Annotated in this window: 18 protein-coding genes, 1 tRNA gene and 1 pseudogene; 6 read left to right on the top strand and 14 right to left on the bottom strand. The window is 73.1% G+C overall.

Going from position 1 to position 26,122, the window contains the following annotated elements; genetic code table 11:
* Positions 1-6 precede the first annotated feature (6 nt).
* A tRNA-Lys gene (locus EMA09_RS10800) sits at positions 7-80 on the top strand.
* Here the strand turns inward: EMA09_RS10800 and EMA09_RS10795 are convergent.
* Both EMA09_RS10795 and EMA09_RS10790 read right to left on the bottom strand, forming a co-directional pair.
* The gene (locus EMA09_RS10795) at positions 46-330 is read right to left on the bottom strand and encodes a DUF397 domain-containing protein (protein WP_346655822.1); all 285 of its coding nucleotides are present in this window, start codon (positions 328-330) and stop codon (positions 46-48) included. The two genes, EMA09_RS10800 and EMA09_RS10795, sit on opposite strands and share 35 nt — an antisense overlap.
* The gene (locus tag EMA09_RS10790) at positions 323-1,210 is read right to left on the bottom strand and encodes a helix-turn-helix transcriptional regulator (protein ID WP_240796343.1); all 888 of its coding nucleotides are present in this window, start codon (positions 1,208-1,210) and stop codon (positions 323-325) included. The genes EMA09_RS10795 and EMA09_RS10790 overlap by 8 nt, the downstream gene beginning before the upstream one ends.
* Positions 1,211-1,411: 201 nt before the next feature.
* Here EMA09_RS10790 and EMA09_RS10785 point away from each other — a divergent pair, with 201 nt between their 5' ends.
* The 4 genes and pseudogenes from EMA09_RS10785 to EMA09_RS10770 all read left to right on the top strand — a co-directional run bounded on the left by EMA09_RS10785 (position 1,412) and on the right by EMA09_RS10770 (position 6,608).
* Entirely contained in the window at positions 1,412-1,792 is a 381-nt protein-coding gene (locus EMA09_RS10785; protein ID WP_346655821.1) for an ATP-binding protein, read from the top strand.
* Positions 1,793-1,849: 57 nt separating this feature from the next.
* Positions 1,850-2,330, top strand: a pseudogene (locus tag EMA09_RS10780) (NUDIX domain-containing protein).
* A gap of 328 nt (positions 2,331-2,658) precedes the next feature.
* Positions 2,659-6,255 (top strand): DNA polymerase III subunit alpha, encoded by a 3,597-nt coding sequence (dnaE, locus tag EMA09_RS10775; RefSeq protein ID WP_168220699.1) that lies wholly within the window; start codon positions 2,659-2,661, stop codon positions 6,253-6,255.
* The gene (locus EMA09_RS10770; protein WP_346655820.1) at positions 6,252-6,608 is read left to right on the top strand and encodes a DUF6300 family protein; all 357 of its coding nucleotides are present in this window, start codon (positions 6,252-6,254) and stop codon (positions 6,606-6,608) included. Before dnaE ends, EMA09_RS10770 begins: the two co-directional genes overlap by 4 nt.
* Positions 6,609-6,653: 45 nt before the next feature.
* Here the strand turns inward: EMA09_RS10770 and EMA09_RS10765 are convergent, their stop codons facing one another.
* Positions 6,654-7,685, bottom strand: coding sequence for an asparagine synthase-related protein (locus EMA09_RS10765; RefSeq protein WP_168220698.1), 1,032 nt, complete (start codon positions 7,683-7,685; stop codon positions 6,654-6,656).
* 628 nt (positions 7,686-8,313) lie between these two features.
* Between EMA09_RS10765 and EMA09_RS10760 the strand changes: the two genes are divergently transcribed.
* Complete coding sequence (locus EMA09_RS10760; protein WP_129840849.1) at positions 8,314-9,138, top strand: hypothetical protein; 825 nt, start codon at positions 8,314-8,316, stop codon at positions 9,136-9,138.
* Positions 9,139-9,296: 158 nt separating this feature from the next.
* Here EMA09_RS10760 and EMA09_RS10755 read toward each other — a convergent pair whose 3' ends face one another.
* From EMA09_RS10755 to EMA09_RS10705, 11 genes are all read right to left on the bottom strand, one after another.
* Entirely contained in the window at positions 9,297-9,671 is a 375-nt protein-coding gene (locus EMA09_RS10755) for a hypothetical protein (RefSeq protein ID WP_129840848.1), read from the bottom strand.
* 38 nt (positions 9,672-9,709) lie between these two features.
* Complete coding sequence (gene argB, locus EMA09_RS10750) at positions 9,710-10,498, bottom strand: acetylglutamate kinase (RefSeq protein ID WP_129840847.1); 789 nt, start codon at positions 10,496-10,498, stop codon at positions 9,710-9,712.
* Positions 10,495-12,138, bottom strand: a complete 1,644-nt coding sequence (locus EMA09_RS10745) for a condensation domain-containing protein (protein ID WP_129840846.1) — start codon at positions 12,136-12,138, stop codon at positions 10,495-10,497. The genes argB and EMA09_RS10745 overlap by 4 nt, the downstream gene beginning before the upstream one ends.
* 89 nt (positions 12,139-12,227) lie before the next feature.
* Positions 12,228-14,009, bottom strand: coding sequence for an ABC transporter ATP-binding protein (locus EMA09_RS10740; protein WP_129840845.1), 1,782 nt, complete (start codon positions 14,007-14,009; stop codon positions 12,228-12,230).
* Complete coding sequence (locus EMA09_RS10735; protein ID WP_129840844.1) at positions 14,002-15,891, bottom strand: ABC transporter ATP-binding protein; 1,890 nt, start codon at positions 15,889-15,891, stop codon at positions 14,002-14,004. Before EMA09_RS10735 ends, EMA09_RS10740 begins: the two co-directional genes overlap by 8 nt.
* A 71-nt stretch (positions 15,892-15,962) precedes the next feature.
* On the bottom strand, positions 15,963-16,799 hold the full coding sequence (locus EMA09_RS10730) for an SDR family oxidoreductase (protein ID WP_168220697.1): 837 nt from the start codon (positions 16,797-16,799) through the stop codon (positions 15,963-15,965).
* Positions 16,800-16,830: 31 nt separating this feature from the next.
* Positions 16,831-17,760: a TIGR03621 family F420-dependent LLM class oxidoreductase gene (locus EMA09_RS10725; RefSeq protein WP_129840842.1), complete on the bottom strand. Its 930-nt coding sequence runs from the start codon at positions 17,758-17,760 to the stop codon at positions 16,831-16,833.
* On the bottom strand, positions 17,757-19,964 hold the full coding sequence (locus EMA09_RS10720) for a penicillin acylase family protein (protein WP_168220696.1): 2,208 nt from the start codon (positions 19,962-19,964) through the stop codon (positions 17,757-17,759). The genes EMA09_RS10725 and EMA09_RS10720 overlap by 4 nt, the downstream gene beginning before the upstream one ends.
* Positions 19,961-23,092: a non-ribosomal peptide synthetase gene (locus tag EMA09_RS10715; RefSeq protein WP_129840840.1), complete on the bottom strand. Its 3,132-nt coding sequence runs from the start codon at positions 23,090-23,092 to the stop codon at positions 19,961-19,963. The genes EMA09_RS10720 and EMA09_RS10715 overlap by 4 nt, the downstream gene beginning before the upstream one ends.
* Positions 23,089-24,735 carry a condensation domain-containing protein gene (locus tag EMA09_RS10710; protein ID WP_168220695.1) on the bottom strand — a complete coding sequence of 549 codons (1,647 nt, stop codon included), beginning with the start codon at positions 24,733-24,735 and terminating at the stop codon, positions 23,089-23,091. The genes EMA09_RS10715 and EMA09_RS10710 overlap by 4 nt, the downstream gene beginning before the upstream one ends.
* Positions 24,732-25,817 (bottom strand): MupA/Atu3671 family FMN-dependent luciferase-like monooxygenase, encoded by a 1,086-nt coding sequence (locus EMA09_RS10705; protein WP_129840838.1) that lies wholly within the window; start codon positions 25,815-25,817, stop codon positions 24,732-24,734. Before EMA09_RS10705 ends, EMA09_RS10710 begins: the two co-directional genes overlap by 4 nt.
* Positions 25,818-26,122 lie beyond the last annotated feature (305 nt).

Raw genomic sequence — 26,122 nt, 5'->3', positions numbered from 1 at the left:
CAGCAGGCGCCGCTAGCTCAGTTGGTTAGAGCAGCTGACTCTTAATCAGCGGGTCCGGGGTTCGAGTCCCTGGCGGCGCACAGACGGAGAAGCGCCCCACCGGCCGGAAACGGCGGGCGGGGCGCTTCTCGCTGTGTCACCGCTCCTGCTCGCCGAGGCGACGGACGAACGCACGCCACGCCGGCGGACCGACCGTGACGACGGGACCGCCCCCCGCACCTTGGAATCCCGCACCCCAACGACCTCCGGCACATTGACGGCCACCTCGACGCATTCATCGCCCGTCTGCTGGCCGCTGAAGCTGGATTTCGCGAAGACGAAACTAGGCACGGGACATCATGTCCTTCCGGATCTCGTTGAGCAGCTCACGTGAGCTCGCGGGGTCCAAGGCCGCGCCGGACGTGCGTTGGAAATAGTCGTTGTAGGCGGTGCTGTCTTCTTGATTCTCGGCGATGAAGCTGGTGGAAAGTCCGTCCGCGTGCACAACATCCATCGAGCCGGTCGGCGCGAACGACAGAATGGTGAAGGCGGTGGCCGGGCATCCGGTCGCACCGGAGCCGAAAGGGAGGATCTGGAGGCGGACGTTCGGCAGATCGGACACTTCCTGCAGGCGCGCGAGCTGGTGAGCCATGGTCTCCGGACTGCCGATGACCTGGTGCAGTGCCGCCTCCCAGACGACCGCGTGGAAGACGAGAGGCGAATCACCGTACAGGCGTTCCTGCCGTTTGATCCGTACGTCGACCGCTTCCTCGAGCTCGGCAGGGACGCGATCGGTGCCTCCGAGAAAGAGGGCACGGATGTAGTCGGGCGTCTGGAACAGCCCGGGTACGACGCTCATCTGCAGGCTGCGGATACGAGTGGCTACCTGCTCAATCGCGATGTATTCCCGTAGTGGAGCAGACCAAGTGGCCCGCGTCCACCAGCCTTTGACTTTGCGCCGCTCCCGGTCCAGGCGTGCCAGCTCGCAGAGTTGGTCGACGATCCCCGCGTCCGTCACCCCATAGGCGGCGCACAGGGCGCGGATGTCGGGGTCGCGCATCGGCACCCAACCGCGTTCCATCTTCACGACCTTGGTCGCTGTGGCGCTCAGCTTCGTGGCGGCCTGCTGCTGAGTCATTCCCGCAGCGTCGCGCAGACGCAGCAGCTCACCGCCCAGTCTCCGGCCCAGAACGGTGGACGTGCGGTTGCCGGTGGAAGGGGTGGGACTCACGGCGAACAGTTTGCGACCCCGGGGCGCCTCGCGTCGAATCCGTTCACTCGTTGGGGAAGATATTCCCCAGATCCGTTGCTCCCGCACCGATCTGCCCCTTACCTTCGGTCATCACGCAGTCACCACGACCGTGAGGAGAGGTCTGTGTGCGATCCCCATCTCATCCCTGAACCGGAACGGCGCTTGTTGTGTGAGGACCACTTGGACTACACGCCGAGCGCCGGGAGCGTGCGCCTCGCGCGGCTGCGGACGGCGCGGATCGTGGGGGAGGAGTGGTCCCAGCCGGGACTGGCGGGAGACGCGGCGATCATCGTCAGTGAGCTGGCGACCAACGCCATGTTCCACGGCCGCGTGGAAGGACGGCTGTTCCGCGTGCGGCTGGGGCTGACGGCCGGCGCGGTGCGGATCGAGGTCTCCGACGCGTGCGGCGAGCGGATGCCGGAACCCCGCCTCCCGGGCGACGAGGAGACCGGCGGACGGGGCCTGCTGCTGGTCGGCAGCCTCTCGTCCCGCTGGGGCACCCGCCCGCGCATCGTCGGCAAAACCGTCTGGGCCGAACTCGACCTCCCCCCGACCCCGTGACACGGCCGGGAACACCGCCGTTGGACAGCCCTCGGTCGTTCCCGAAAGAGGCACGACATGAAACGACTGATCGCACGCCTGTGGCGCATCATCCGAGGCCCCATGCAGTGGCGGGTGCTGTGGATCGCCCACGCCAAGTTCATGGTCTGTGACGGGCGTCGTACGGGACGACGCCGGGCGCGTTCTGCTGCGCCACCGCATGTGGCCGGAGGGGCGCCAGTGGGGCCTGCCGACGGGCTACGCGGCCAAGGGCGAGGAGTTCGGCGCCACGGTCGTGCGCGAGGTGCGCGAAGAGACCGGACTGGAGGTCGAGGCCGGCCGGCTCGTGCACCTGAAGAGCGGCTACAAGCTGCGGATCGAAGTGGCCTACGAGGCGGCCCTGGTCGGCGGCGACCTCACGATCGACTCCTTCGAGATCCTGGAGGCACGATGGTTCTCCCCGGACGAACTGCCCGACGGCACACAGACATCACACCGGGACCTGATCCTCGGCGCCAGACGGCCCGCCGTTGGACAGTCCCAAGGGCCACCCCGTTGATCACCGTCACACCGAACATCCTGGCAGCCGTGCGGCTCAGCAGGAGTGACCTCGATGAGCGGTCGGCGGCTGTCCCGGGTCATGGGAGAAAGGGCGAAGATCCATTCTTATGATGCGCTGATCGGATGTCAGCACAGTCGTGGTGCGGATTCGCGCATAAGAGTGACTTCTCGTCCTCAGTCGGATGGTTCGGGCGGGGCGAGAGAAGTCACGCCTCGCTGACCTGGGGCGGAGTAACGGGTTCGATACAGTGCCCCGTCGGCCGCGAACGGCGGGCTGTGCGGCGTTATCGTGGGGCCTTCTCCCACCGCCCCCGGAGGTCCCGTCCGTGCCGGATTCATTTGTTCACCTGCACAATCACACCGAGTACTCGATGCTGGACGGCGCGCAGAAGCTGAAGCCGATGTTTGCAGAGGTGGCGAGGCAGGGGATGCCCGCCGTCGCCATGAGCGACCACGGAAACATGTTCGGCGCCTACGAATTCCAGCAGACTGCAAAGGGATTCGACGGCGTGAAGCCGATCATCGGCATCGAAGCCTACGTCGCCCCCTCGTCCCGCCGCGCCCGGCAGCAGGAGTTCTGGGGCCCGGGCGGCCGGCGGGCGATGAGCGATGACGGGGAGGGCTCGAAGGACGTCTCCGGCGGTGGCCGGTTCACCCACATGACGATGTGGGCGCGGAACGTGCAGGGCCTGCGGAACCTGTTCCTGCTGTCCACCGAGGCGTCCTACACGGGGCAGTTCCCGGCAGGCAAGCCACGGATGGACATGGAGCTGATCGCGGAGCACGCCGAGGGCATCATCGCCACCACCGGCTGCCCCTCGGGTGCGGTGCAGACCCGGCTGCGGCTGAACCAGTACGACGACGCCCGCAAGGTCGCCGCGACCTATCAGGAGATCTTCGGCAGGGAGAATTACTTCCTGGAACTGATGGACCACGGCCTGGACATCGAGCGGGACGTCCGTGACGGGCTGATGCGTCTGGCCAAGGACCTGGACATTCCCCTGCTGGCCACGAACGACGCGCACTACATCACCGAAGACCAGGCCGATGCCCACGACAACTTGCTGTGCATCGGCGTGGGGAAGAACAAGGACGCCCCAAATCGTTTCCGCTTCAATGGCAGCGGTTACTTCCTCAAAACCGCCGAGCAGATGCGCACCCTTTTCCGGGAAATCCCGGAGGCCTGTGACAACACGCTGCTGATCGCCGAGCGTGTCGAGGCGTACGACGCGGTATTCGATTACGTCGACGAGATGCCCCAGTTCCCGGACGTTCCCGAGAACGAGACGCAGGAATCGTGGTTGCGCAAGGAGGTCCTCAAAGGACTGGCCATGCGGTACGGGGACCCGATCCCCGACCACGTCATGGAGCGGTTCGAGACCGAGATGTCGGTCATCGGCCCCATGGGCTTCTCCTCGTACTTCCTCGTCGTGGCCGACATCTGCCGCCACGCGCGGGACAACGGCATCCCGGTGGGCCCCGGGCGCGGCTCGGCCACCGGTTCGATCGTCGCCTACGCCACCCGCATCACCGAGCTGTGCCCCCTGGAGCACGGCCTGCTGTTCGAACGGTTCCTGAACCCCGAGCGGATCAACCCGCCGGATGTCGACCTGGACTTCGACGACCGCCAGCGTGACCAGATGGTCCGCTACGTCACCGAGAAGTACGGTGACGAGTACACGGCCATGGTGAACACGTTCGGCAAGATCAAGGCCAAGAACGCGATCAAGGACTCCTCCCGCATCCTGGGCTACCCGTTCTCCCACGGGGAGCGGATCACCAAGGCACTCCCGCCCGACCAGAACGGCAAGTCCGCCCCGCTGGACGCCATCTTCGACCGCGACCACCCGCGTTACGGCGAGGCCGGCGAGATCCGGGCGCTGTACGAGAACGAGCCGGACGTCAAGCGGGTCATCGACACGGCCCGCGGGGTCGAGGGCCTGACCCGCGGCACGGGCGTACACGCTGCCGCGGTGATTCTGTCGAAGACGCGGCTGACCGACCGCATCCCGCTGCACATGCGGGCATCCGACGGCGCGAAGATCACCGGGTTCGACTACCCGTCGTGCGAGTCCATGGGCCTGATCAAGATGGACTTCCTCGGGCTGCGCAACCTCGGCGTCATCGACCACGCCCTCGCGAACATCCGGGAGAACCGGGGCATCAACCTGGCCACCGTGGACCCCATGGACGGAGACGACAGCACCGTCGTCATCCCCCTGGACGACGCCAAGACCTACCGTCTGCTGGCCGACGGCAACACCTTCGGTGTCTTCCAGCTCGACGGCGGCGGCATGCGGGCACTGCTGCGGCTGATGGAACCGACCCGATTCGAGGACATCGCCGCCGCCATCGCGCTCTACCGGCCGGGACCGATGGCCGCCAACGCCCACACCAACTACGCCCTGCGGCAGAACGGCAAGCAGGAACACGAGCCGATCCACCCGGAACTCAGGGAAGCCCTCGACCCCATCCTCGGCTCCACCCACCACCTGCTGATCTACCAAGAGCAGATCATGGCCATCGCCCGCCAGCTCGCCGGCTACACCCTGGGCGGCGCCGACATGCTGCGCCGTGCGATGGGCAAGAAGAAACCCGAGGTCCTGGCCGCCGAGTGGGAGAAGTTCTCCGGAGGCATGAAGGCCAACAACTACAGCGACGAAGCCATCAAGGCGCTGTGGGACGTCATGCTCCCCTTCTCGGGCTACGCCTTCAACAAGTCCCACACCGCCGGCTACGGCTTGGTCGCGTATTGGACGGCCTACCTCAAGGCGAACTACCCGGCCGAGTACATGGCCGCCCTGCTCACCTCGGTCGGCGACGACAAGGACAAGGCCGCCATCTACCTCGCGGACGCGCGCAAGAACGGTGTGAACGTCCTCCAGCCCGACGTCAACGCATCCGTCGCCCAGTTCACAGCCGTCGGCGAGGACGTGCGCTTCGGGATGCGCGCCGTCCGCAACGTCGGTGACAACGTCATCGAGGCGATCATCGCGGCACGCCGCGCCAAGGGGAAGTACTCCGACTTCGCCGACTTCCTCGACAAGGTGGACCTGCCCGCGCTGAACAAGAGGGCCGTGGACTCACTGATCCGGGCCGGGGCCTTCGACTCCCTCGGCCAGTCCCGCAAAGGGCTTTCCGCCATCCACGAGGACGCCATCGACGCCATCATCCCCGTCAAGAAGGCGGCGGCCTTCGGTCAGGACGACCTCTTCGCCGGTCTGGCCGACGACAGTGACCAGGACACCGCGTTCGGCCTCGACTTCCCCGTGGACGAGACGGAGTGGTCACGCCGGCAGCTCCTCGCCGCAGAACGGGAGATGCTGGGCCTGTACGTCTCGGCCCATCCTCTGGACGGCGCCGAGCACATCCTCGCCGGTGCGCGCGACTGCTCCATCACCGAACTGCACACCTCCGGCCGTACCAGCGGTGACGTGCAGCTCTCCGGCCTCATCACCGGTATTCAGCGCAAGATGACCAAGCAGGGCAACGCCTGGGCCATCGTCCAGCTCGCGGACCGGGACAGCACCATCGAAGTCCTGTTCTTCCCGGCGTCCTACCAGCTCGTCTCGCACGCCCTGATCGAGGACAACGTCATCAGCGTGAAGGGCAAGATCGAGGACCGCGACGGCACGCTCAACGTCTTCGGCCGGGAACTGTCGATCCTGGACGTCTCCTCGGCGGAGCACGGGGGGCGGCCCCCCGTACAGCTCTCCCTTCCGTGGAACCGTCTCACCGAACAGTCCGTCGGCGAACTCAAGCGCATCCTCCAGGCTCATCCGGGAGACTCCCCCGTGCAGCTCAAGGTCCGCGGAATGCACAAGACGACGCTGTACGCGCTGCCGGTCAAGGTGAATTCCACGACCATTGCCAGCGACGTGAAGGGCGCGTTCGGAGCGGAGGCGTGGGTGGGCGTCGCATGACCGGCGGAACGAGCCTGTTGAGCGGACTTCTCATGCGGTCTGTTCCCGCCGCCGCTTGCCGGGCATGCCGGGAGCCGGTGCTGCTGACCGCCCGCTTCCGCCACAGCTGGGACAACCGGAGCGGGCGGCGGATCGACGGCTTCCGCGAGGCGACTCTGTGCGGTTGTGCCAGCGACCAGCCTGCGGCCCGCCGGCTTCTCGCCTTCTTCGCCGTCGATGACGGACCTCATTCCGCCAATGACGACGTCTTCGAGGAACTGCTGCACTCCTGGCTGGACACGGTGAGGGAACGGCTCCCCGACCCGGACGCCCTGCGCGCCGAGGAGGAACGGTGGAGGGCGGGGGACCTCTGACCCGTTGGAGGGGGGTGAGCTCCTCGTTCTCACCTCCCTCCAACGTCACGCGCGGCTCCACGACCGCACGGCGACCTCCAGCATCAGTGGACGGTACAACCGCCGTGCCAGCGCCCCGTCCCCACGTGCCGCGCGGGCGGCCCGCCGTACGGCTGCGACATCCAGCAGCCGCGCCCGGCCGAGGGCCGAGTCATCCATCAGGCTGTCCAGCAGCGGAAGCCCGTGCACGGCCATGGCCGTCTCCAGGTCGGGGCCGAAGTTCTCCCGCAGCGGCGGGTCGGTGACCTCCTGCGACAGACCGAGTCGCTCCATCCGTACCCTCAGCAGCCGTTTGTGCCGGCGCCACTCCAGCGGCAGGGACTCCCCGAACCGCAGCAATGCCGGTTCGGCCAAAGGGTTCACCGGCCACAGTCCGTGCCGCAACGCGCCGGGTGAATGCGTCGCCAGTCCTTGCAGCGCGGACACCAACAGCACCGAGGCGGGCGCCAGATCACGGCCGACGAGATCGAGCGCCGTACGGGCTGCGTCGCCCAGCCAGTCTCCCGACTCCTGGACACGCCACGGGTCCCCGATCTGCCGCCGTTCCTCCGGCCGCAAACCCAGCAGTTCGTCACCGGCCACCCCGGTGAACACCCAGCGGACGCCTGCGTCACGCCAGGCCGAATAGAGGACGCCGAGCGCCTCGGTGTAAGCACCCTCGACGCCGACAAGCGCTCCGCCGGCCCGAGGCCCGCCAGGCGCGAACGGCAGATGGTCGGCCATCGGCACCAGCGTGTCAGCTCCCCACCCGGCCCGTTCGGCCATCTCGGCCCGCCGTCTGAGCTGCTGTTCCCCGGGCGGCCCACCGATGTGCAGAGCCCCCACCCTGACCGGCTCCCGTACCGCGGCGGCGAGACTCTGCGCCACGGTGGAGCTGTCGAGTCCGCCCGAGCACTCCACCGCGCTGCGGGCCGGGTCGAAGCGGCGACGGGCGATGACCTGCGTCAGATGGTGATCGAAGTAGGCGACAGGATCGGCTCCCGTCCGGAGCCGGCGCGGCGACACGTGCGCCGCGGGAAGCGGGTAGTCGATACGCAACCCCCCACCGGGCCGCCAATGGGCTGTTGCACGCTCCGTGAGGTGAGCGACCCCCCGGAGGAGACTGCGCGCCGAGTAGTGCGGAAGACATGTCAGGTACGAGGTGGCCATCACCGGATCCAGAAGGGGAGCCCCGTATACACCTCTCAGATCGGTCAGCTCCCAGGACGCGTCGACTGAGCCCGATATCCGCGCCCGTGCGCCGACTTGGCGGCATCGGGTCGGGAGTTGTCATGCGACGGGTACGGGCAGCCGCGTCGCTCGCTATCCTCCGATTCCCTCGGGGGCTCAAGGGGACGGGACATGGCTGGACGCGACGGGCCGAACGCACAGCTCAGGCACTACCTCGACAAGCTGGGATGGAGTCCGGGCCGGCTCGCCTGCGAACTCAATCACGTGCTCGGTCCCGCCTATGCGGCGCGTTCCACCGTCGCGGAGTGGCTCAAGGGGCGTATCCCCAGGGAGCCGCTCCCCACAATCACCGCTCACGTCATCGGAGAAGCAGTCGGAGAATCCGTCTCCCTGACATCTCTCTGGGGACCAGGGGTGAGACCCTCATCGGGCTGGGTGCGATGACGCGGAGGGGGGTGACGTCTCCACCCTCGCGCACGCGCACCGGCACCACACCATGCTGGCCGACTACGTCCGCACCGGGCGGTTCGACAGCCGGGCCACCCGTACCCGCACCGTCCACCTGTGGGCGCAACTCGCCCAGACCGCCGGGTGGATGGCCATGGATGCCGGGCAGCAGGGGCTTGGTCAGCGTTACTTCCGCACCGCGCTGACAGCGGCGCACGAGGTGGGTGATGCCGCGTTGATCTCGCACATCCTCGGCTGCATGACCTACCAGGCCATCGGCATGCACCGGCACCGCGAGGCCATCGCCCTCGCCAACGCCGGCATCACCGCGGCCCGCGGTACCCCGCCGGCCACCCGGGCGCTCGCCAGCGCGCGCCACGCCCATGCGAGCGCCGCCGTCGGTGATGTCCACGGCATGCGCCGATCCACCGACGAGGCCCTGACCCACCTCGCCGATACGGACACCCTTGCCACCCGGCCACCGTGGCTGTACTGGCTCACCGACCTCCGCGTCGTCACCGGGCAGACGCTCATCACCGCCGCGTTCGCCGGTGATGACGGCACCGCGCTCCTCGATGAGGCCGACCCGTTGATCACGCCGTGGCTCGGAGCCCACGCCGAACACGTCCAGGACCGGGACGCCCTTCTGCACGGCGTGTGGCTGGCGCGCTCCTGCCTGCGGAGGGGCGACATCGAACGGACCCTCGTCACGGCGACCCCGCTCCTGGCCTATGCCGCGACCGTCCGGTCCGGACACACGCGCGGCACGCTCCTCGGCCTGGAAGCCGACCTGGCGGACCGGCCCGATCTGCGCGGGCACGCGGGAGCGACGGAACTCCGGCGCCGTATCCGCGCCGTCGCGGCCGTGGGGTGATTCCCGGAGCCCGGCGGGAACGGCGTGGCAGGTGCCCTCTCCCGCGCGTGGTCTGCGGGGGAGGGCACCTCGGTGAGCGTAGCCATACGTAGGCGTATGGAGTAGGGGTGCGGTGGTCCGGTGGGCCGGTTCAGAGGTTCGCTTGAGGTTGTCCGCTGTCAGTCCCGCTTGTCCTCGACGTGGACGACGTGCAGTTCGGTGCCGTCCTGATCGCGTTTGGCACGTCCGAGCAGTCCGACCGTGACAGTCGACCGGTCGTCGAGCTCGTCGGGGCCGACGTAGGTGAGGACGTCCTTGTGATGCCCGGTGACGGCCCACCCCTCGGCGTCCTTCAGGTCGATCACCCGGAAGTCTCCCGCCGGAGAGCCGGCGTGCACCGGGCCGAACTCCTCCAGGAGAGCGGTGGCCTGCTCGGCAGGCTCCCCTTCGGGGGTGGTCAGCACGACACACGTGCCGTGCTCGAACAGGACCCACGAATGAGGGGAGTTGCGGAGGAGTCTCTGCCAGACGTCTATCAGTGTCTCGAAGTTCACGGCGACATGATGCCGCAGAGCGTCCCGAACGGCCGTCGTCAGACGTGCAGAGTGGTGCCCCGTCCTGTGTCGGTGGTTGATGCGCTGAGCAGTGCGTGGTCGCCCACCAGGCGGACGATCGGGACGCCCGAGCGCAGTGCGGTGAGGGCTCCGGACAGCTTCGGCAGCATGCCGTCGCGTGGCGGCCGGTCGCGCAGCAGGGCCGCCAGGTCCGCGCTGGCCATGCGCGGGATGACCGACGCGGGATCGGGCGGGTCCGCCATCAGGCCCTCCACGTCGCTGACGTAGACCAGCCGCTCGGCGGGCAGCGCGGCGGCCAGTGCCGCGGCGGCGGTGTCGGCGTTCAGGTTGTGGGGGAGGCCAGCCGCGTCGGGTGCGACGCCGGCGACCACCGGCAGCAGGCCCGCGTCCCACGCCATGGTCAGCGCCTTCGTGTCGACGGCGGCCACCTCGCCGACCCGGCCGAGCCTCGGGACGCCGTCGACCAGCAGCGTCCGCGCCGTCAGCAGGCCGGCGTCCTCGCCGGACAGGCCGATCGCCGGTACGCCGGCGCGCCGGAGCTGGCCGACCAGGTCCTTGTTGATCCGGCCGACGAGCACCATGCGGACGACGTCCATCATCTCCGGGTCGGTGACCCGCAGGCCGTCCACGAAGCGCGGGGCCAGGCCGCGCCGGGCGGCCTCCTCGGTCACCTCACGGCCGCCGCCGTGGACCAGGACGAGCCGCCGGCCGCCGCGGGCCAGTACGGTCAGGTCCCGCATCGCCGTGGCGGACAGGCGCCCGCCGTCCATCGCGGCGCCCCCGTACTTGACCACGATCGCCGTCACCGCCGCGCCCCGGCACGCTGCTCGGTCACGGCGGCGACGAGCGCGCCGAACGTGGGACGGCCGACCGGCAGGTCGAGCGGCAGCGAGCAGTCCAGGGCACCGCCGAGCAGCACCATGAACTCGGCGGCGAGCAGCGAGTCGCCCCCGGAGGCGAAGAAGTCGTCGTCGTCCGCCGGGTCCGCGCCGTCGAGCAGCCGTTGCCACAGTTCGGCGGCGTGCTGACGGACCGAGGGATCGGCGGCCGCCGGGGGAAGGGCGTCGGTGACGGGAGCGGAAGCGGGGGACGGTACGGGATCGGCGGCCGGTCCGGGCTCCGGGGGGCCGGCGGGGGGCCTCTGCCCGCGCGGTCGCGACGTCATGTCCTCCAGCGCGCCGACCAGACCCGCCGCGAGCCGTGCCGCCACCGCCGGGTCGATCAGCTCCGGCGAGTACAGCAGCCCGCCGCGGATCGTCCCGTCGGGCCGCGGGTCGAGTTCGAGTGTCATGTCGGTGGTGCTGGTCAGGGCCGCCGCCGGGAGCGGTGTCACCTCGGCGCCGGCCAGCAGCAGCGGTTGGCCGAGGCCGTCGCGCAGGGCGACCAGGACCTGGGCGAGCGGGTTGACCGGCAGGGCGCGGGGCAGCCCGATCTCCTGCATCAGCAGCGGGAACGGCACGTCCTGGTTCTCCATCGCCGCGAGCATGACCGAACGCGTCTCGCCGATCAGCCGCTCGGGTGCCGCCCCCGTGACCGGGATGCGCAGCGGGAGGGTATTCGTGCTCAGCCCCACCAGGCGGTCGAACTCCGGCAGCGACCGCCCGGCCGTCGACATCCCGAGCACGGCCTCCCCGAGGCCCGTCTCGCCGGCGAGCCACCGGGCGACCGCGGCGATCAGCACGGTCGAGACGCTGGTCCGCGCGCCCACCGCGAGCCGGCGGGCCGCCTCGGTGAGCGGCACGTCGCAGAGGATCTCCTCCCAGCGGCCCTCCCGTCCCCGGACCGCGGGCCGCGGTTTGAGGAACGGCAGCGGCGCGGGGCCCGTGATGCCCGCGAGCCGCTCCTTCCAGTACGCGATCTGGGGGTCGAAGCGCCCGGTGTCGAGCCCCTCCTGCTGCCAGGCGGCGAAGTCGGAGAACTGGCGGTGGACCGGCGGCAGGGGGTGGGGCCGTCCCTGGACGAACGCCTCGTAGCAGGCGGCGATCTCCTCCCGTACGACGCCCATCGCCCGGCCGTCCACGCTGATGTGGTGCACGGTGAGCAGCACACTGTGCAGGGCCGGGCCGTGCCGCAGGACCCGGCAGCGCAGCAGCGGGCCGCTGCCCAGGTCGAACCGGGTCGTCGCCTCCTGCCGGGCCAGTTCACGGACATCGGACTCGGCGACGTCCTCGACGAGGGTGAAGTCGGGCGGCAGTTCGGGATGGACGACGCGCAGCAGCTCGCCCTCCCGCAGGGTGAACGTGCTGCGCAGCGCCTCGTGCCGGGTCGTCATGACGGTCAGCGCGGCGTGGAAGGCGGCCGGGTCGAACGGGCCGTCGACCCGCCAGCCGTAGGCGAGGTTGTAGGCGGGCTTCTCCCGGGCGTACTGCGTGGTCAGCCACAGTCGCCGTTGCAGCGGGGCGGCCGGCGGGTGGAAGGGCAGGGTGTGCAGCGGGGCGGTACGCATCGGGCGGGGGTTCCTTTCGGACGGGTGCCCGTGGTCCGCTGGCGCGGCCGGGGCGTCGGGTCACGAGGTCGGGCCACCGGGGCGTCGGCTCACCGGTACGCCCGGCGTTGCAGTGCCTGGAGCTGTGCGTACGGGCCGTCGACGGCGAGGAGTTCGTCGTGCGTGCCGACCTCGGCGATCCGGCTCTCGCGCAGCACCACGATCAGGTCGGTGTCGCGCATGCTGCCGAGCCGGTGCGAGACGAGCAGGGTGATCGCGCCGGTGGCCCGGCCGACGGCGCGCGCCGCCGCCGCGTACCGGTCGAGGAGGACCTGTTCGGCGGCCGGGTCGATGGCCGCCGTCGGCTCGTCGAGGAGGAGCAGCAGCGGGGCGGGGAGCATCATGGCGCGGGCGACGGCGAGCTTCTGCCACTGGCCGCCGGACAGGTCGGTCCCGTCGTCGAAGCTGCGCCCGAGCGGGGTGTCGAGGCCGCCGCCGAGGGTGTCGGGCAGCGCCTCGGCGTCGGCGGCCCGCAGGGCGCCGGTGACGGCCCGGGTGTCGTCGATCCGGGAGAGGTCGCCCATGCCGACGGTCTCGCGCAGCAGGAACTCGGGCTTGGCGAAGTCCTGAAATCCGGCGGTGATCCGGGAGCGCCAGTCGGCGAGGTCGAGGTCGCGCAGGTCGGTGCCGTCGATCAGGACGGCGCCGCGGGTGGGGGTGATCAGGCCGGCGAGGAGGCGGACCAGGGTGCTCTTGCCGGCCCCGTTGTCGCCGACGACGCCGACGACGCTGCCGGCCGGCAGGAACAGGTCGGCGTCGGTGAGCGCGTCGCGGTCCGCGTCGGCGTACCGGTAGCCGAGACCGCGCAGTTCGATGCCGCGGGCGAGCCGCCGGGGCGCGGGCAGGGTGCCGGTCCAGAGCTGCTCGGCGGCCCGTGCCCGCGCGCGCAGCCGCAGCAGCCGGGACCCCGCCTCCTTGCTGTTGTTGACCGCGTTGCCGAAGCGCACGGTCTGCGCCATCTGCTGGCTGACGCTGGCGACCAGCGTCAGGGTGAGGACGACGTCGCCGAGGCCGATCGCGCCGGTGACGGCCTGGCGGGCCACGAGGATCACGGCCCCGGCGTACCCGGCGGCGAAGACCAGCCAGCCGCCGGCGGCGTACAGCGTGCCCAGCAGGCCGGCGCGGTCGAGACGGGCGTCGGCCGCGAGCAGGTGGCGCAGGTGGCGGGCGCGGAACTCGTCGCGCAGGCCGTAGACGCGCAGTTCCTTCGCCGGGCCGGCGGTGGTGGCCTGCTCGAACAGGAACCGGGCGTGGCGCTGGTCGGCGGCCGTGTCGGTGAGGGTCCGCTGCCTGAGCCGTTCCATCCGGGAGCCGGCGGCCAGTGAGGGCCAGGCGAGCAGCGGCAGGAACAGCAGGAGCGGATCGACGAAGGCGAGCGCGAGCCCGGTGGCGACGGCCCGCAGCACGGCGCCGATGAGCAGCGAGGTGACGTCGCAGCCCTCCGCCAGGTGCATGCGTTCGGCGGCCAGCGCCTCAAGGTCGTCGAGCCAGCCGGAGCGTTGCGGCGGCTCGACCGGTGTGGTCGAGAGCCGCATGAGTTCCCGGTCGACGAGGTGGGCGGTCTGCTCGATGAGGGGGACCGCGAGGCGGATCGCCACCGCGCCGGCGGCGAAGCCGAGCGCGTTGATCAGGGCGATGCCGGCGGCGAGCCCGATGGCCGAGCCGAGGTCGTCGTCCTGGATGGCCTCGATGGCGAGCTTCAGCCCGTACGCGGAGGCCACGAGGGTCAGCGGGCGGAGGCTGAACAGGACGGCGAACGGCAGCGCGCGGGCGCGGTCGGCGCGGAACGACAGCGCGAAGGCGGCGGCGAGGCCGCGCAGGGACTCACGCACGCGCCTCACCGCCCGTGCGCGGGGTGTCGAACCGGTCGGCCTGGATGCGGAACATCCGGGCGTACGCCCCGCCGGCGGCGACGAGTTCGTCGTGGCTGCCGCTCTCCAGGATCCGGCCGTGTTCGAGGACGACGATCCGGTCGGCCCGGCGGGTGGTGGAGAAGCGGTGGGAGATGAGCACGGAGGTGACTCCCTCGGTGAGCGAGAGGAACCGGTCGTTCAGCTCCGCCTCGGCCCGTACGTCGAGGGCGGAGGCCGGTTCGTCGAGGATCAGCAGCCGGGCGCCGTGCCGGACCGCGAACAGCGCGCGGGCCAGCGCGAGCCGCTGCCACTCGCCGCCGGACAGGTCGCGGCCGCCGGGGAACCTGGGGGACAGCAGGTTGTCCCAGCCGTGGTCGAGACGGTCGATCACCTCCAGGGCGCCGGCCCGCTCGGCGCAGACCCGCAGGCCCTCCCGGTCGTCGAGGTGTCCGACGGCGCCGAGCCCCACGTTGTCCGCGGCGCTCAGCTCGTAGTGGACGAAGTCCTGGAAGACGGCGCCGATCCGCCGCTGCCACCCGGGGATGTCGGTCTCCGCCAGCGGTACGCCGTCGATCAGGACACGGCCCGACTGCGGCCGGTACATGCCGGACAGCAGCTTGACCAGGGTGCTCTTGCCCGCGCCGTTGACGCCGACGACGGCCAGGGAGCGGCCGGCCGGGATGTCGAGGTCGAAACCGCTGAAGACCGGCTCGGACCGCCCCGGGTAGCGGAAGCCGACCGCCTCGAAGCGGACGGCCGGCGGCGGCCCGCCGGGCGGCCCGTCCGCGGCCCGGGCGGCGGGAACGGCGGGTGCCGGGGCGGGGGCGGGCGGCAGGGCGCGTTCCAGCTCGCGGACCAGCGGGATGGCGGCGGCCCCCTGGTCGATCTTCACGTTGTCCGGGCCGACGCCCATGACGGCGCCGAGGCCGAGCAGCGCGCCCGCGTAGACGGTGAAGCGCCCCGCGCTCAGGTCGCCGTCGGCCGCGGCGATCCCGAGGACGGTGAAGCCGCCGAGCTGCACGGCCATCACGCCGGCGGACAGCGCGGGCATCAGGAGACGGCCGTCGTGGCGCGCCCGCCACAGGCCCGCCATGGCGATCCGCCACTCCTGGTGGAAGCGCAGGTCGAGCCACTCGCGCAGCCCGAAGACCCGGATCTCCTTGGCCGCGTCCGCGTCGCGCGTGAAGTCGCGTACGTACGAGGGGCGCCGCAGCCGCGCGGGCGTCCCCATCAACGCCTGCTGGCCGCGCCGGTAGTCGGCGACGAACCCGCTGGTCAGGACGGCGAAGCCGGCCAGCAGGGCCAGAGCGAGCCACCAGTGGAAGACGGCGATCACGGCTGCGCAGGCCACCGCCTGGAGCCTGGCGGTGCCGATGTTGGCGGTGGCGATCAGGGCGTCGCGCGGGGTGAAGCCGGCCGTGCCGACGCCCTGCGCCCCCGTCACGAGGTCGAGCGTCTCCGTGTCCTCCAGGTGGCCGATGCCGGTGGGGGCGAGCGTCGCCGCCATGACGCGGTCGCGCAGCCGCCGGGTGAGCCGCCGCCCGAGGGCGTCGGCCGTCTGCTGGGCCACCACGACCAGGAGCTGCTGGAGCAGGAAGCCGAGGGCGATCAGGACGCCGAGGACGGTGACCTGCCGGAGCTGGGAGGCCCGGTCGAGGTCGGCGGCGCCCGACACGACGTCGACCAGGCGGCCGTTGGCGACCGTCAGGGCCACCGGCGCGAGGGCGGCCCCGACCAGCGCGAACAGCAGCAGTCCGGCCAGCGGCAGGCTCACGGACGGCACCATCCCGAGCATCGCGAGGAGCGGCGACCCGCGGCGGGCGGACCGGCCACCCCCCTCGACGGGCGGCTGCGAGGGCATGTGATCGTTCTCCTTCGGATGTGCCGGGCCGCGACGCGCGCGGCCCCGGGACGTGCGCGGGCCGGCCGGCGTCAGATGAGACGGTGCGGCGGTACCGGGTTGTGGGCGCGCACCCAGCGGAAGGCGTCGCTCGTGGCCTGCTGGCCGCCGTGGACCGGGAGCGTGACCCCCGAGATCCAGCCGGCCTGGTCGCCGCACAGGTAGAGCACAGCCGCGGCGACGTCGTCGGGGGTGCCGAACCGGCCCAGCGGATAGAGGGACGCGCGGTCCTGCCGGTCGTCCGGGTCCGCCAGCCACGGCTCGGTCATCGCGGTCTCGATCAGGGCGGGGGCGACGGCGTTGACCCGGATGCCGCTCGGCCCGAGTTCGTACGCGAGGGTGCTCGTCAGGCTGATCAGGGCGGCCTTGGCCGCTCCGTACAGGGCCTCGCCGGGGGCGGGGAACAGGCCGTCGATCGAGGCGGTGGAGACGATGGCGCCGCCGGTCCCCTGCGCGGTCATCGCACGGGCGGCGGCCATCATCGTGAGCAGCGGCGCCTTGACGTTCATCCCGAACACGGAGTCGATCGCCGCCGCGGTGACCCCGGTCAGCGGTCCCGTCACGCCCGGCGCGTCGCCCCAGCCGCCGACGTTGCCGACCAGGATGTCGAGCCCGCCCATCAGGTCCGCCGCCTCCGCCACGGCCCCTTCGGCGGCCACCGGTTCCGCGCAGTCGGCGGCGATCCAGTGCGCGGCGCCGCCGGCGTCGCCGATCTCACCGGCGACCGCCTCGACGTCGGCGGCCGTGCGGGCGACGACGGTGACCCGGGCGCCCTGCCGGGCCAGCAGCAGCGCCGCCGCACGGCCGATGCCGCGTCCCGCGCCGGTGATCAGGGCGCGTCGGCCGTCGAGACGAAATGGCTCCGACACTCGTTCTCCTCGCTGTTCGGATGGTGCTCGGTCACTTGCCGGACAGGGCGGCGACGACGGGGGCCATCGCCTCCATCGCACCGGCCGGCACGGTCACGGTGGACAGGCCCCAGCGCTCCCTGCGCCGCTCCACCTGCTCGGCGGCGGACGTGGCGCTGCCGATCAGCATCGCGGGGTTGTCGGCGACCTGTTCGGGGGTCTCGTCCATGGCGCGCGCGAAGACGTCCAGGACGGGGCGCGGGTCCGGCAGCACCATGCACTCCCACAGCACGTGGTTGAGCCGCAGGTGGTCGAAGCGGGGGCCGGCTGCCTCGCGGACGTGGGCGATCTTGCGGTCCAGGGCATCCGGCGCGGTGTCCCGCCGGTCGATGGTGTGCTCCGCGGTGGTGCGCGGCAGCAGGCTCACGGTGTCGGCGTGGCGCGCGGCCAGCGCGAGCGCGCCGCGCCGGGCGCCGCCGAGGAGCAGGTCGGGGCGGGTGCCGTCCGGGCGGCGCGGGGCGAAGTCGTCGACGTGGACGGTGTGGTGCCGCCCTTCGTGGTGGCAGCTCCCGGTGGTGAGGAGCTCGTCCACGACCGTGACCGTCTCGGTGAGCCGGGCCAGGCGTTCCGCGCCGGGGGCGAACGGGATGCCGGTGCTCCGGTAGTCCGCCGGGAGCCAGCCGGCGCCGAGGCCCAGGGTGAGGCGTCCGCCGGACAGGGCGTCCACCGTCGCCGCCTCCTGGGCGAGCAGGACCGGGTTGCGCAGGTCGTTGCCGAGGACGTAGGTGCCGAGGCCGATCCGGGTCGTGACGGCCGCGGCGGCGGCCAGGGCGGGCAGCGGGGCCAGGCCCTGGGAGACGTGGTCGGTGACCAGCAGGAGGTCGTAGCCCAGGTCCTCGGCGCGGCGCGCGAAGCCGGGCCAGTCGGCGCCGGGCTGGTCCCCGGTGGCCGTCACGGCGAACCGGAAGGGGTGGTGTGTCATGCATCTCCCCGGGGGGTCGGTACGAGCCGCGTGGTGGCGCCGCCGGCCGGCGGCGGGTCGAGCGGCTGCGGGGCTGCGGCGAGCCACGCCGCGAACTGGTCGCGGTAGAACGGGCTCCGCGGGTCGCCGGACTGGCCGCCGGGAAGGTTGACGAGCGCCTGAGCGGGCCTGCCGGGGGACGCGGCCAGCCGTACGGCGGGGCCGAAGCCGGGGCGCGCCGCGCGGACCGACTCGGGGCAGCCCGGCATCTCGTCCTGGGGCGCGTCGAGGAGCGCGGCCAGCTCCGGCGCGAGGTGCGACATCGGGTGCCGTATGCCGGTGGGGTTCAGCGTGCCCCAGCGCAGCTTCTCCGGCCCTGTCCCCGGCGCGAGGTGCCGCAGCAGGGCGCCGCACACGTCGAGTTCGAACAGCAGGAAGCCGTGCTGGTCGCGGTGCGGCGGCGGGAAGAGCGAGGCGTCGCCCAGCATGGCGCGCAGCGGCGCCTCGTGCGAGTGCCAGCAGTAGACGAACGTCCCGTCCTCGGCGGCGCAGCGGTGCAGCAGCGCGGCGAAGAGCGATTCGCGCAGCAGCTCGCGCCAGGCGACCAGTACGGCGAGGCCGACGGCGTCGGTCCGTGCGGTGCCGTCCCAGGCGCGGACCGCCTCCCGCAGCCGCGCCCGCCGCTCGTCGGCCTCCGTCACGGGGTCGGTGAGGACGGTGAGCGCGAGGTCGCGGTAGAAGGCGTAGAACCCGGCGTCGGTGTCGCCCTGGAGCGCGAGCAGCCGGTGCTCGTCCCAGGGGCCGCCGGCGTCGAGCAGTTCGCCGATGCGGGCGGCACGCCGCGAGGAGAAGTGGTTGGCGGCCAGGCCGGGGACCGTGCCGTGCTCCCGTACGCCGTTGTTGGCGCTGACGAGCCGTCCGGAGGCGGGGTCGGTGACGTGCGGCAGGTCGTGCGGGAGCCGGTGGGCGGTCCAGGCGCGGTCGGGGGTGACCGGCCCGGTGCCGTCGCGCACGGGGAAGCGTCCCGAGACGGTCCAGGCGATCCGGCCGCCCGTGTCGGCCAGCAGGATGTTGAGCGGCGGCCCGCCGGCGCGGCGGGCGGCCCGTACACCGGCGTCGACGTCCCGCGCGGTCATCAGCGCGCCGAGACCGAGGTCGACGGCGCCCGGCTCGCGGGCCACCCAGTGGCGCGCCAGCAGGACCCCGTCGGGTCCCGGCGCGTCGACCGGCCCCCACGGGCTGTCCGTCACCTCCACGTCCACGGGGTCGCCGCGGTGCACCAGGACGCGTTCCCGCCGGGTCGTCAGGTGCTCGGGCGCCACCTCGACCAGCTCGACCACGTCCGCCGCGAGCCGGGTCGCGCCCCAGGCGACGCGGGAGCCGACCCCGGCCACGAAGACCGGGAGGCCGGGGACCGTCACGCCGTCCACCCGGCCGCCGGGCCAGCGCAGGCCGGCCCGGTGGAAGAGGGCGGGCGCGCCGAGCGGCAGGTGCATGTCGTTGGCGAGCAGCGCCCGCCCGCCGGCGGTGTGCGGGCCGGCCAGGGCCAGGGCGTTGGAGCCCCACGGCCGGTCGTCGGATGCCACGATCTGGCGGTCGCCGGGCAGAGGGTCCGGGGCCTCGGCCAGCAGGGCGCGCAGCGCCCGCGCCGGCGGGTCGGACTCCCTGCCGCCGGCCGGCCGGCCGTCGAGCCCGACGCGGTAGGGGTCGGCCTCGCCGAGCAGGAAGCCGACGACCTCGGGCGGCAGCGTACGGTCCATCGCCGCGCGCATGCGGTGGTGTTCGCCGTCGCCGCTGAGCATCTGGGCGAGCAGCAGGGCCACGAGCAGCGAGTCGCGGGGCTGCCACGGCTCCATGGTCAGGCCGAGCACCTCGTGCTCCAGCGGGGGCGGAGTCGAGGCGATCACCGCATTGACGCCGCCGGTGTAGGCCGTGAGCATCGCCCGCTGGTCCGTGGGCAGTTCGCGGAGTGCCAGGTCGGCGGCCGCAGTGAGCCCGGCCCGCCGCTGGGCGACGTCCCGGGCGACGGCCGACGGGCCGAACAGCTCGGCCAAGCGGCCGGCCGCGCCGCGGCGCAGCAGGTCGAGCTGGAACAGGCGGTCGGACGCGACCGCGTGGCCGAGGCCCGCCCAGGCGTCGGCGAGGCAGCCGGCGCCGATGGTCGGCACGCCGTGGGCGCCGCGGTCGATCGTGACGTCGGCCCGCAGTCCGGGCAGGCCGGTCACCGCGCCGCGCCGGTGCGGTGGGCGACCGGCTCGCCGGGGGCCGCGAGCAGGCGGTCCAGCGTCAGCGCGGCCTCCGCCAGCAGGTCCCCTGCGGGTTTCTCGTCGAGCACGGACCTGCTCACCTCCAGGACGAGCCGCAGGTCGTCGCCCTCCTCGCGGACGACGAAGGACGCGGCGGTCGACGACGGCAGCACGCCGGGGGCCGCTCCCCCCGGGGGCCGGTGGACCGCGAAGCGGGTCGGACCGGCCCGGTGGGGCGGGCGCGGCGGCTCCCACGCCACGCCGATGTGGAACGGGGGCTGCCCCGGCGGCAGCGCGTCGAAGGCCAGCTCCAGCGGAGCGCGCTGGTGGGCGAAGCTCTCCAGCGCCTCGGCGCGGGCGGCGGCCACCAGCGTGCCGAAGTCCGCCGCCGGGTCGACCGGTACGTCCAGCGCCAGGGTGGTGCTGAACAGGCCGACCGCGTGCTCGTGGGCGGCCTCGTCACGGCCCGCCGTCAGGGTGCCGAGCCGCACCGGCGACGGGATGCCGCGGGCGTGCAGCACGGCGGCGAGCGCGGCGGTCAGGCAGATGAACGGCGTGGCGCCGCGCGCCCCGGCGAAGTCCCGCAGCCGGCGGGCGAGGTCGGGACCGAGCGTGATGTCGGCCGTGACGAAGCGGAACGGGTCGGCGTCCTCGGCGGGTCCGGGGCCGAGACGCGGTTCCGGCACCGGGCGGCTCAGCTTGGCGGCCCAGTACGCCAGGTCGTCGGCGTACCCTCCCGCCGCGAGGCGCGCCCGCTGCTGCGCGGCGTACCGCAGGTGCACGGGCTCGGCCCCCGGATCGGCGCCGACCCCGCCGCCCAGCCGCGCCCGGTACGCCTCGGCGAGGTCGGCCAGCACGACGTGCAGCGACACCCCGTCGCAGAACAGGTGGTGCACCGCGAGCAGCAGGTACGAGCGGTCCGGCGCGAGCCGCACCAGCCGGGCGCGGAGCACAGGCCCGCGCACCGGGTCGAGCGGCTCGGCCAGGAGGCGGCGGGCCTCACCGAGCGCCGCCTCGTCGGCGGACCGCGCGGACTCGGCGGCGAGCGCGCCGAGGTCGGCCACCGGGCAGGGCGGCGGCGTCCCGGCCGGTGCGACCGTCTGGGTGGGCTCGCCGCCGTCGGGCGCGGGGACGACGCGGCCCCGGAGCGCGGGGTGCGCGGCGACCACGTCACCGAGCGCGGCGGTCAGCACCGGCACGTCCAGCGGTCCACTGACGAGGACCGGCAGGAGCGCCGTGTTGAAGGGGGTGCCGGCGAGGAACTCCTCGGTGCGCCACAGCTCACGCTGCTGCACGGAGAGCGGGCAGGGGGCGCCGGCGTCCTGCCGGGGTCCCTCCGCGTCGCGCCCGGGGAGGCGGGCGACGGCCGCCGCCACGGCGCGGACCGTGCGGTGCTCGAAGATCATGCCGACGTCCACCGGGCGGTCGAGCGCGCGGGCCAGCCGGCCGGCCGCCCGTACGGCGAGCAGCGAGTGGCCGCCGAGCGCGAAGAAGTCGTCGTCGGGCGAGGTCGCGGGGCGCTCCAGCACCCCGTTCCACACCTCGGCGACGCGCGTCTCCAGCGGGGAGCCGAACGGGACGGGCGCGGCGGGCGCCCCGGCCCCGGCGAGGGCGTCGGCGGCGATCCTGGCCCGGTCCACCTTGCCGTTCGGCGACAGCGGCAGCCGGTCGTAGACGCGCAGCGCCGCCGGTACGAGGTGGCCCGGCAGCCGGGTGGCCAGCTCGGCGAGCAGGGCGGCGGACGGGTCGGGACCCGGCAGCGCGGACTCGACGCCCGCGGCGAGCACGGTCGCGCCGGCGGCGTCCGAGGCGACGGCGAGCGCGGCGCGGCCCACCCCGTCCAGCGAGGCGAGGGCGGCCTCGATCTCGCCGGGCTCGACGCGGTGGCCGCGGATCTTGACCTGGTCGTCCAGCCGGCCGCGCAGCCGCAGGGTGCCGTCGGGCAGGAGGGCGCCCACGTCGCCCGTGCGGTAGAGACGGGCGGCCCCCGTGCCGGTGAAGCGCTCGGCGGTCTCGGCGGGCCGGCCCCGGTAGCCGCGGGCGAGGCACGCGCCGCCCACGTACACCTCGCCGTCCTCGCCCGCCGGGACCGGGCGGCCGTCGCCGTCCAGGACGAGCAGGCGGACGTTGTCGACCGGACGCCCGACGGTCAGTTCGGCCCCGGGCGGCTGGAAGCCGCCGGTCACCTGGACGGTGGCCTCGGTGGGTCCGTACACGTTGGCCATGGCGCAGCGCGGCAGCAGGCGGCGGGTGCGCAGCCACAGGTCGTCGCGCACCCGGTCGCCGCCCAGGAACAGGCTGGAGAGGGCGGGCGCCGGGCCGGCGGCGGACTCCAGGACGAGGAGCAGCTCCTCCCACAGCGCCGGGACGCAGTGCAGGCCGGCGCCCGGGCGGGCGGCCAGCTCGCGCAGCAGGCGCTCCGGGTCGAGGCGCAGGGCCTCGTCCACCAGCCAGACCGCGTCGCCGCGGGTCAGCGGGGCGATGACCTGCTGGACGCAGGCGTCGGAGGTGAGCCGGGTGGTGGCGGGCAGGAGGGCGACGCGGCCGTCGACCCGGTTGGCCGTGGCGACCCAGCGGCAGTAGTTGACGAGGCCGCGGTGCGTGACCTCGACGCCCTTGGGCACGCCGGTGCTGCCGGACGTGAACATCACGTAGGCGAGGTCGTCCGGCCCCACGGGGACCTCGACCGGCCCGGCGGCAGGGCCGGTCCACAGGTCGGGTCCGAGGACGACCGACGGCAGGGCCGCGCCGGACCGCCGCGCCCACTCGGCGGAGTCCTCCCCGGCGCACAGCGCGGCGTCGGGGCGGGCCTCGTCCAGCAGGACACGGGTGCGGTGCGGCGGGTCGTCGGCGGCGAGCGGCAGCCAGGCGGCGCCCGCCGTGAGCGTGCCGAGCATCCCGGCGAGGAGTTCGGGGGTGGCCGGGCCGAAGACCGCCACGAGCGATCCGGGACCCACGCCCGCGTCGCGCAGCCGGCCGGCCACCCGGTCGGCCGCGAGGGCGAGTTCGCGGTAGGTGACGGTCCGGCCGGGGGCGTGCAGCGCGACGGCGTCGGGCCGGCGCCGGGCGTGGGCACCGACCAGGTGGTGCACGCGGGAGCCGGTCACGGGCCCACCTGCCCGGCGACGAGGGTGCCGACGGCCGTCTCCGGCGCGTCGGTCACCGTGCGCAGGATGCGGTCGAAGACGGCGACCAGGGCCTCGATCGCGGCCGGCGGGTAGCGGTCGGCCTTGTAGGTGACATGCCCGGCGAGGGCCGGTCCGTCCGCGCGCAGCTCCATCGTCAGGCCGAAGGTGGTCGGGTCGAGTTCCTGGCCGTCGCCGGCGGCCAGGCCGGACGCCTGGCGCAGCGAGCCGCCCGGCACGGGGGTCGCCGGCACCCAGGCGTCCTGGAGCGCGAAGCCCACCTGGAGCAGGTCGGCGGGGTCGATGCCGTCGCGCTCCCGGAGCGCGTCGACCACCTCCTCCAACGGGACGTCCTGGTGGTCGAACGCCTCCAGCAGGCCCGTCCTGACGGTCCGCAGGTACGCGTCGAAGGGGGCGGCGGGATCGACGGGCGCGCGCAGCACCAGGGTGTTGGCGAACAGGCCGACCAGCTCCTGGGTGCCGGGCCAGCGGCGGTTGGCCACCTGGAGGGCGGCCATCGTCTCCGGCGCGCCGCTGCGGGACGCCACCGCGAGCAGGAAGACCGCCAGCAGGACCGTGAAGTCGGTGGTGTTCCCGGCCCGGGCCAGCCGCGCGACGGAGGCCATCGTCGCCGCGGACACGGTGACGGGCCGCGTGGCGCTGCGGTACCCGTCGTCGCCCTCAAGGGCCTCGGGGAGGCGGAGGTCGGGGTAGGGCGCGGCGAGCCGGTCCAGCCAGTACGCGCGGGAGGCGTCCATCCCCCCGGCCGCCCGGTGGGCCACCTGCCAGGCCGCGAAGTCGGTGTACGTGTACGGGAGCGGCGCGGGCGGGGCTGTGTCATCGATCCGGGCGCGGTAGTGGGCGGCGACGTCGGCCACGAGCTGGTTGCGCGACCAGCCGTCGAAGGCGATGTGGTGGGTGACGACCAGGACGGTGCTGCGGGTCGGGGTGAACCGCAGGACCCGCAGCCGCAGCGGTATCTCGCGGACCAGGTCGAACGGCAGCCGGGCCTCCGCCCTGGCGGCCTGCCTGACGGCCTCCTCGCGCGCCGCCTCGTCGAGGTCGCCGCAGTCGCGCCGCCGGACGGGGACGGTGAAGTCGGGGCGCACCGTCTGCCGGGGGCCTCCGGGACCATCGCCCAGGGTGGCGCGCAGGACGTCGTGCCGGCGGACGGTGCCGCGCAGCGCGGACAGCAGCACGCGCTGGTCGATGTCCCCGTTCACGTCGACCCGCATGATCTGGTTGAAGAACGCGGCTTCCGGGAGCGTGCGTTCGATCTTCCAGAAGCGTTCCTGGAGCGGGGCGAGCGGCGCATCGTAGGGGTGCAGCGGGGGGTGGGCGACCGGGACCGGGCCCGCGGCGGGCGCGTCGGCCGGTGCGTGGGCGCCGGTCTCCTCCGTACGCTCCCTCGCGGCGGCGACCAGGGCGGTCAGGTCGGCCAGGGTGGGGTTGTCGAAGATGTCGCGCAGCCGCAGGTGGACGCCGAACTCCTCGCCGATGCGGCCGATCAGCCGGGTGGCGATGAGGGACTGGCCGCCCAGGGCGAAGAAGTCGAGGTCGTCGTCGCCGTCCTTGCCGAGCAGGTCGTGCCAGAGGGTCCGCAGGCGCTCGTCGGTGTCGGTCACGCGTGCGCCCCGGTGCCGCCGAGGGTGAGGACACCGGCGGCGTCGGCCGCCTCGCGCAGCGCCTGGAGGTGCACCAGGTTGGCCAGCACCTCCCGCGGCGGGACCCCGAAGTCCACCAGGCAGGCGATCTCGGTGACGCCCGAAGCGGCCAGCGCGCGGACCGTGTCGAGCGCGGTGTCCGGGGTGCCGAACAGCCCGTTGGTGGTGAAGTAGCGCTCGAAGGCCAGCTCGGCGAGGGCGGCCTGATCCGCCGCGCTCACCTTCGCGGGGTCGATGGCCACGTCCTTGCTGCTGGCCAGCTTCGCGAACAGCTTCATGTGCGAGCGCAGGTAGCCGATGAGCGGTCCGTGGACCGTGCGCCGCACGCCGTCCTGGTCGGGGCCGATGAAGGTGTGGAGCATCGCGGTGACCGCGTACTCGTCCGGGTCGCGGCCCGCCCCGCGCAGTTCGTCGCGGTAGACCGCGGCCTTCTCGCCCAGTTCGGCGCGGTTCTGCTCCAACAGGGCGGTCAGGACGTTCAGGCCCTCGCGGGCGCCGGTGCGCCAGGTCTCCACCGCGGAGGACGCGGTGATCCACAGCGGGATCTCCCGCTGCACCGGGCGCGGGAGCGTGCCGATGTCGATGGTGCTGCCCGCGCCGTCCCGGCGGCGGACGGTGCCGCCGCGCCACAGGTCGCGCAACTGGCGGATGCCGTCCACCATCCGCTCGCGGCGGTCGGCGTACGCGTCGGGCGCGAGGGCGAAGTCGTTGGGGTGCCAGCCGGAGGCGAACGAGATCCCGGCCCGGCCGCCGGACAGGTTGTCGACGACGGCCCACTCCTCGGCCACCGGGACCGGGTCGTGCAGCGGGAGCACGACGCTGCCGGCCCGTACCCCGACCCGTTCGGTGACCGCGCTGACGGCGGCGGCCAGGACGGCGGGCGCGGGGTAGGGGCCGCCGAAGGCGTCGAAGTGGCGCTCGGGGACCCAGACGGCCTCGAAACCGTTGCGGTCGGCGAAGCGGGCGCAGTCCAGCAGGAAGGCGTAGTGCTCCCGCGTGGTGTGGTCGCCGCCGGCCGAGAAGAAGAACAGGCTCCACTTCATGGGCTGTCCGCCGTGGCGGGCGCGGGCCGGGGCCTCCTCGGGGGCGCCGGGGGCTGCCGGCGTGCGGCGATGCGCTCCTGGAGCAATCGGCGCTGCTGCGGGGTCAGGGCACGTATACGGGCGTCGATTTCCACCACGGGCGAGGATGCCTCCGTGAGACGGCCGGGACGCCGTCCCGCGCCGACGCGGATCGTCGATGCCGGCCCGGGGGCGGACGCACGGAACGGTGAGCCGGGTGAGTGACAGCACGAGTCGAGTGGAGCATCAGCGATCGCCCAAGGATCTCCAGTCGTCTTCTTTCCCGT

Origin of the sequence: Streptomyces sp. RFCAC02, assembly GCF_004193175.1 — a bacterium.
Taxonomy (GTDB): Bacteria; Actinomycetota; Actinomycetes; order Streptomycetales; family Streptomycetaceae; genus Streptomyces.
This window is presented reverse-complemented; position numbering and strand designations above follow the sequence as displayed.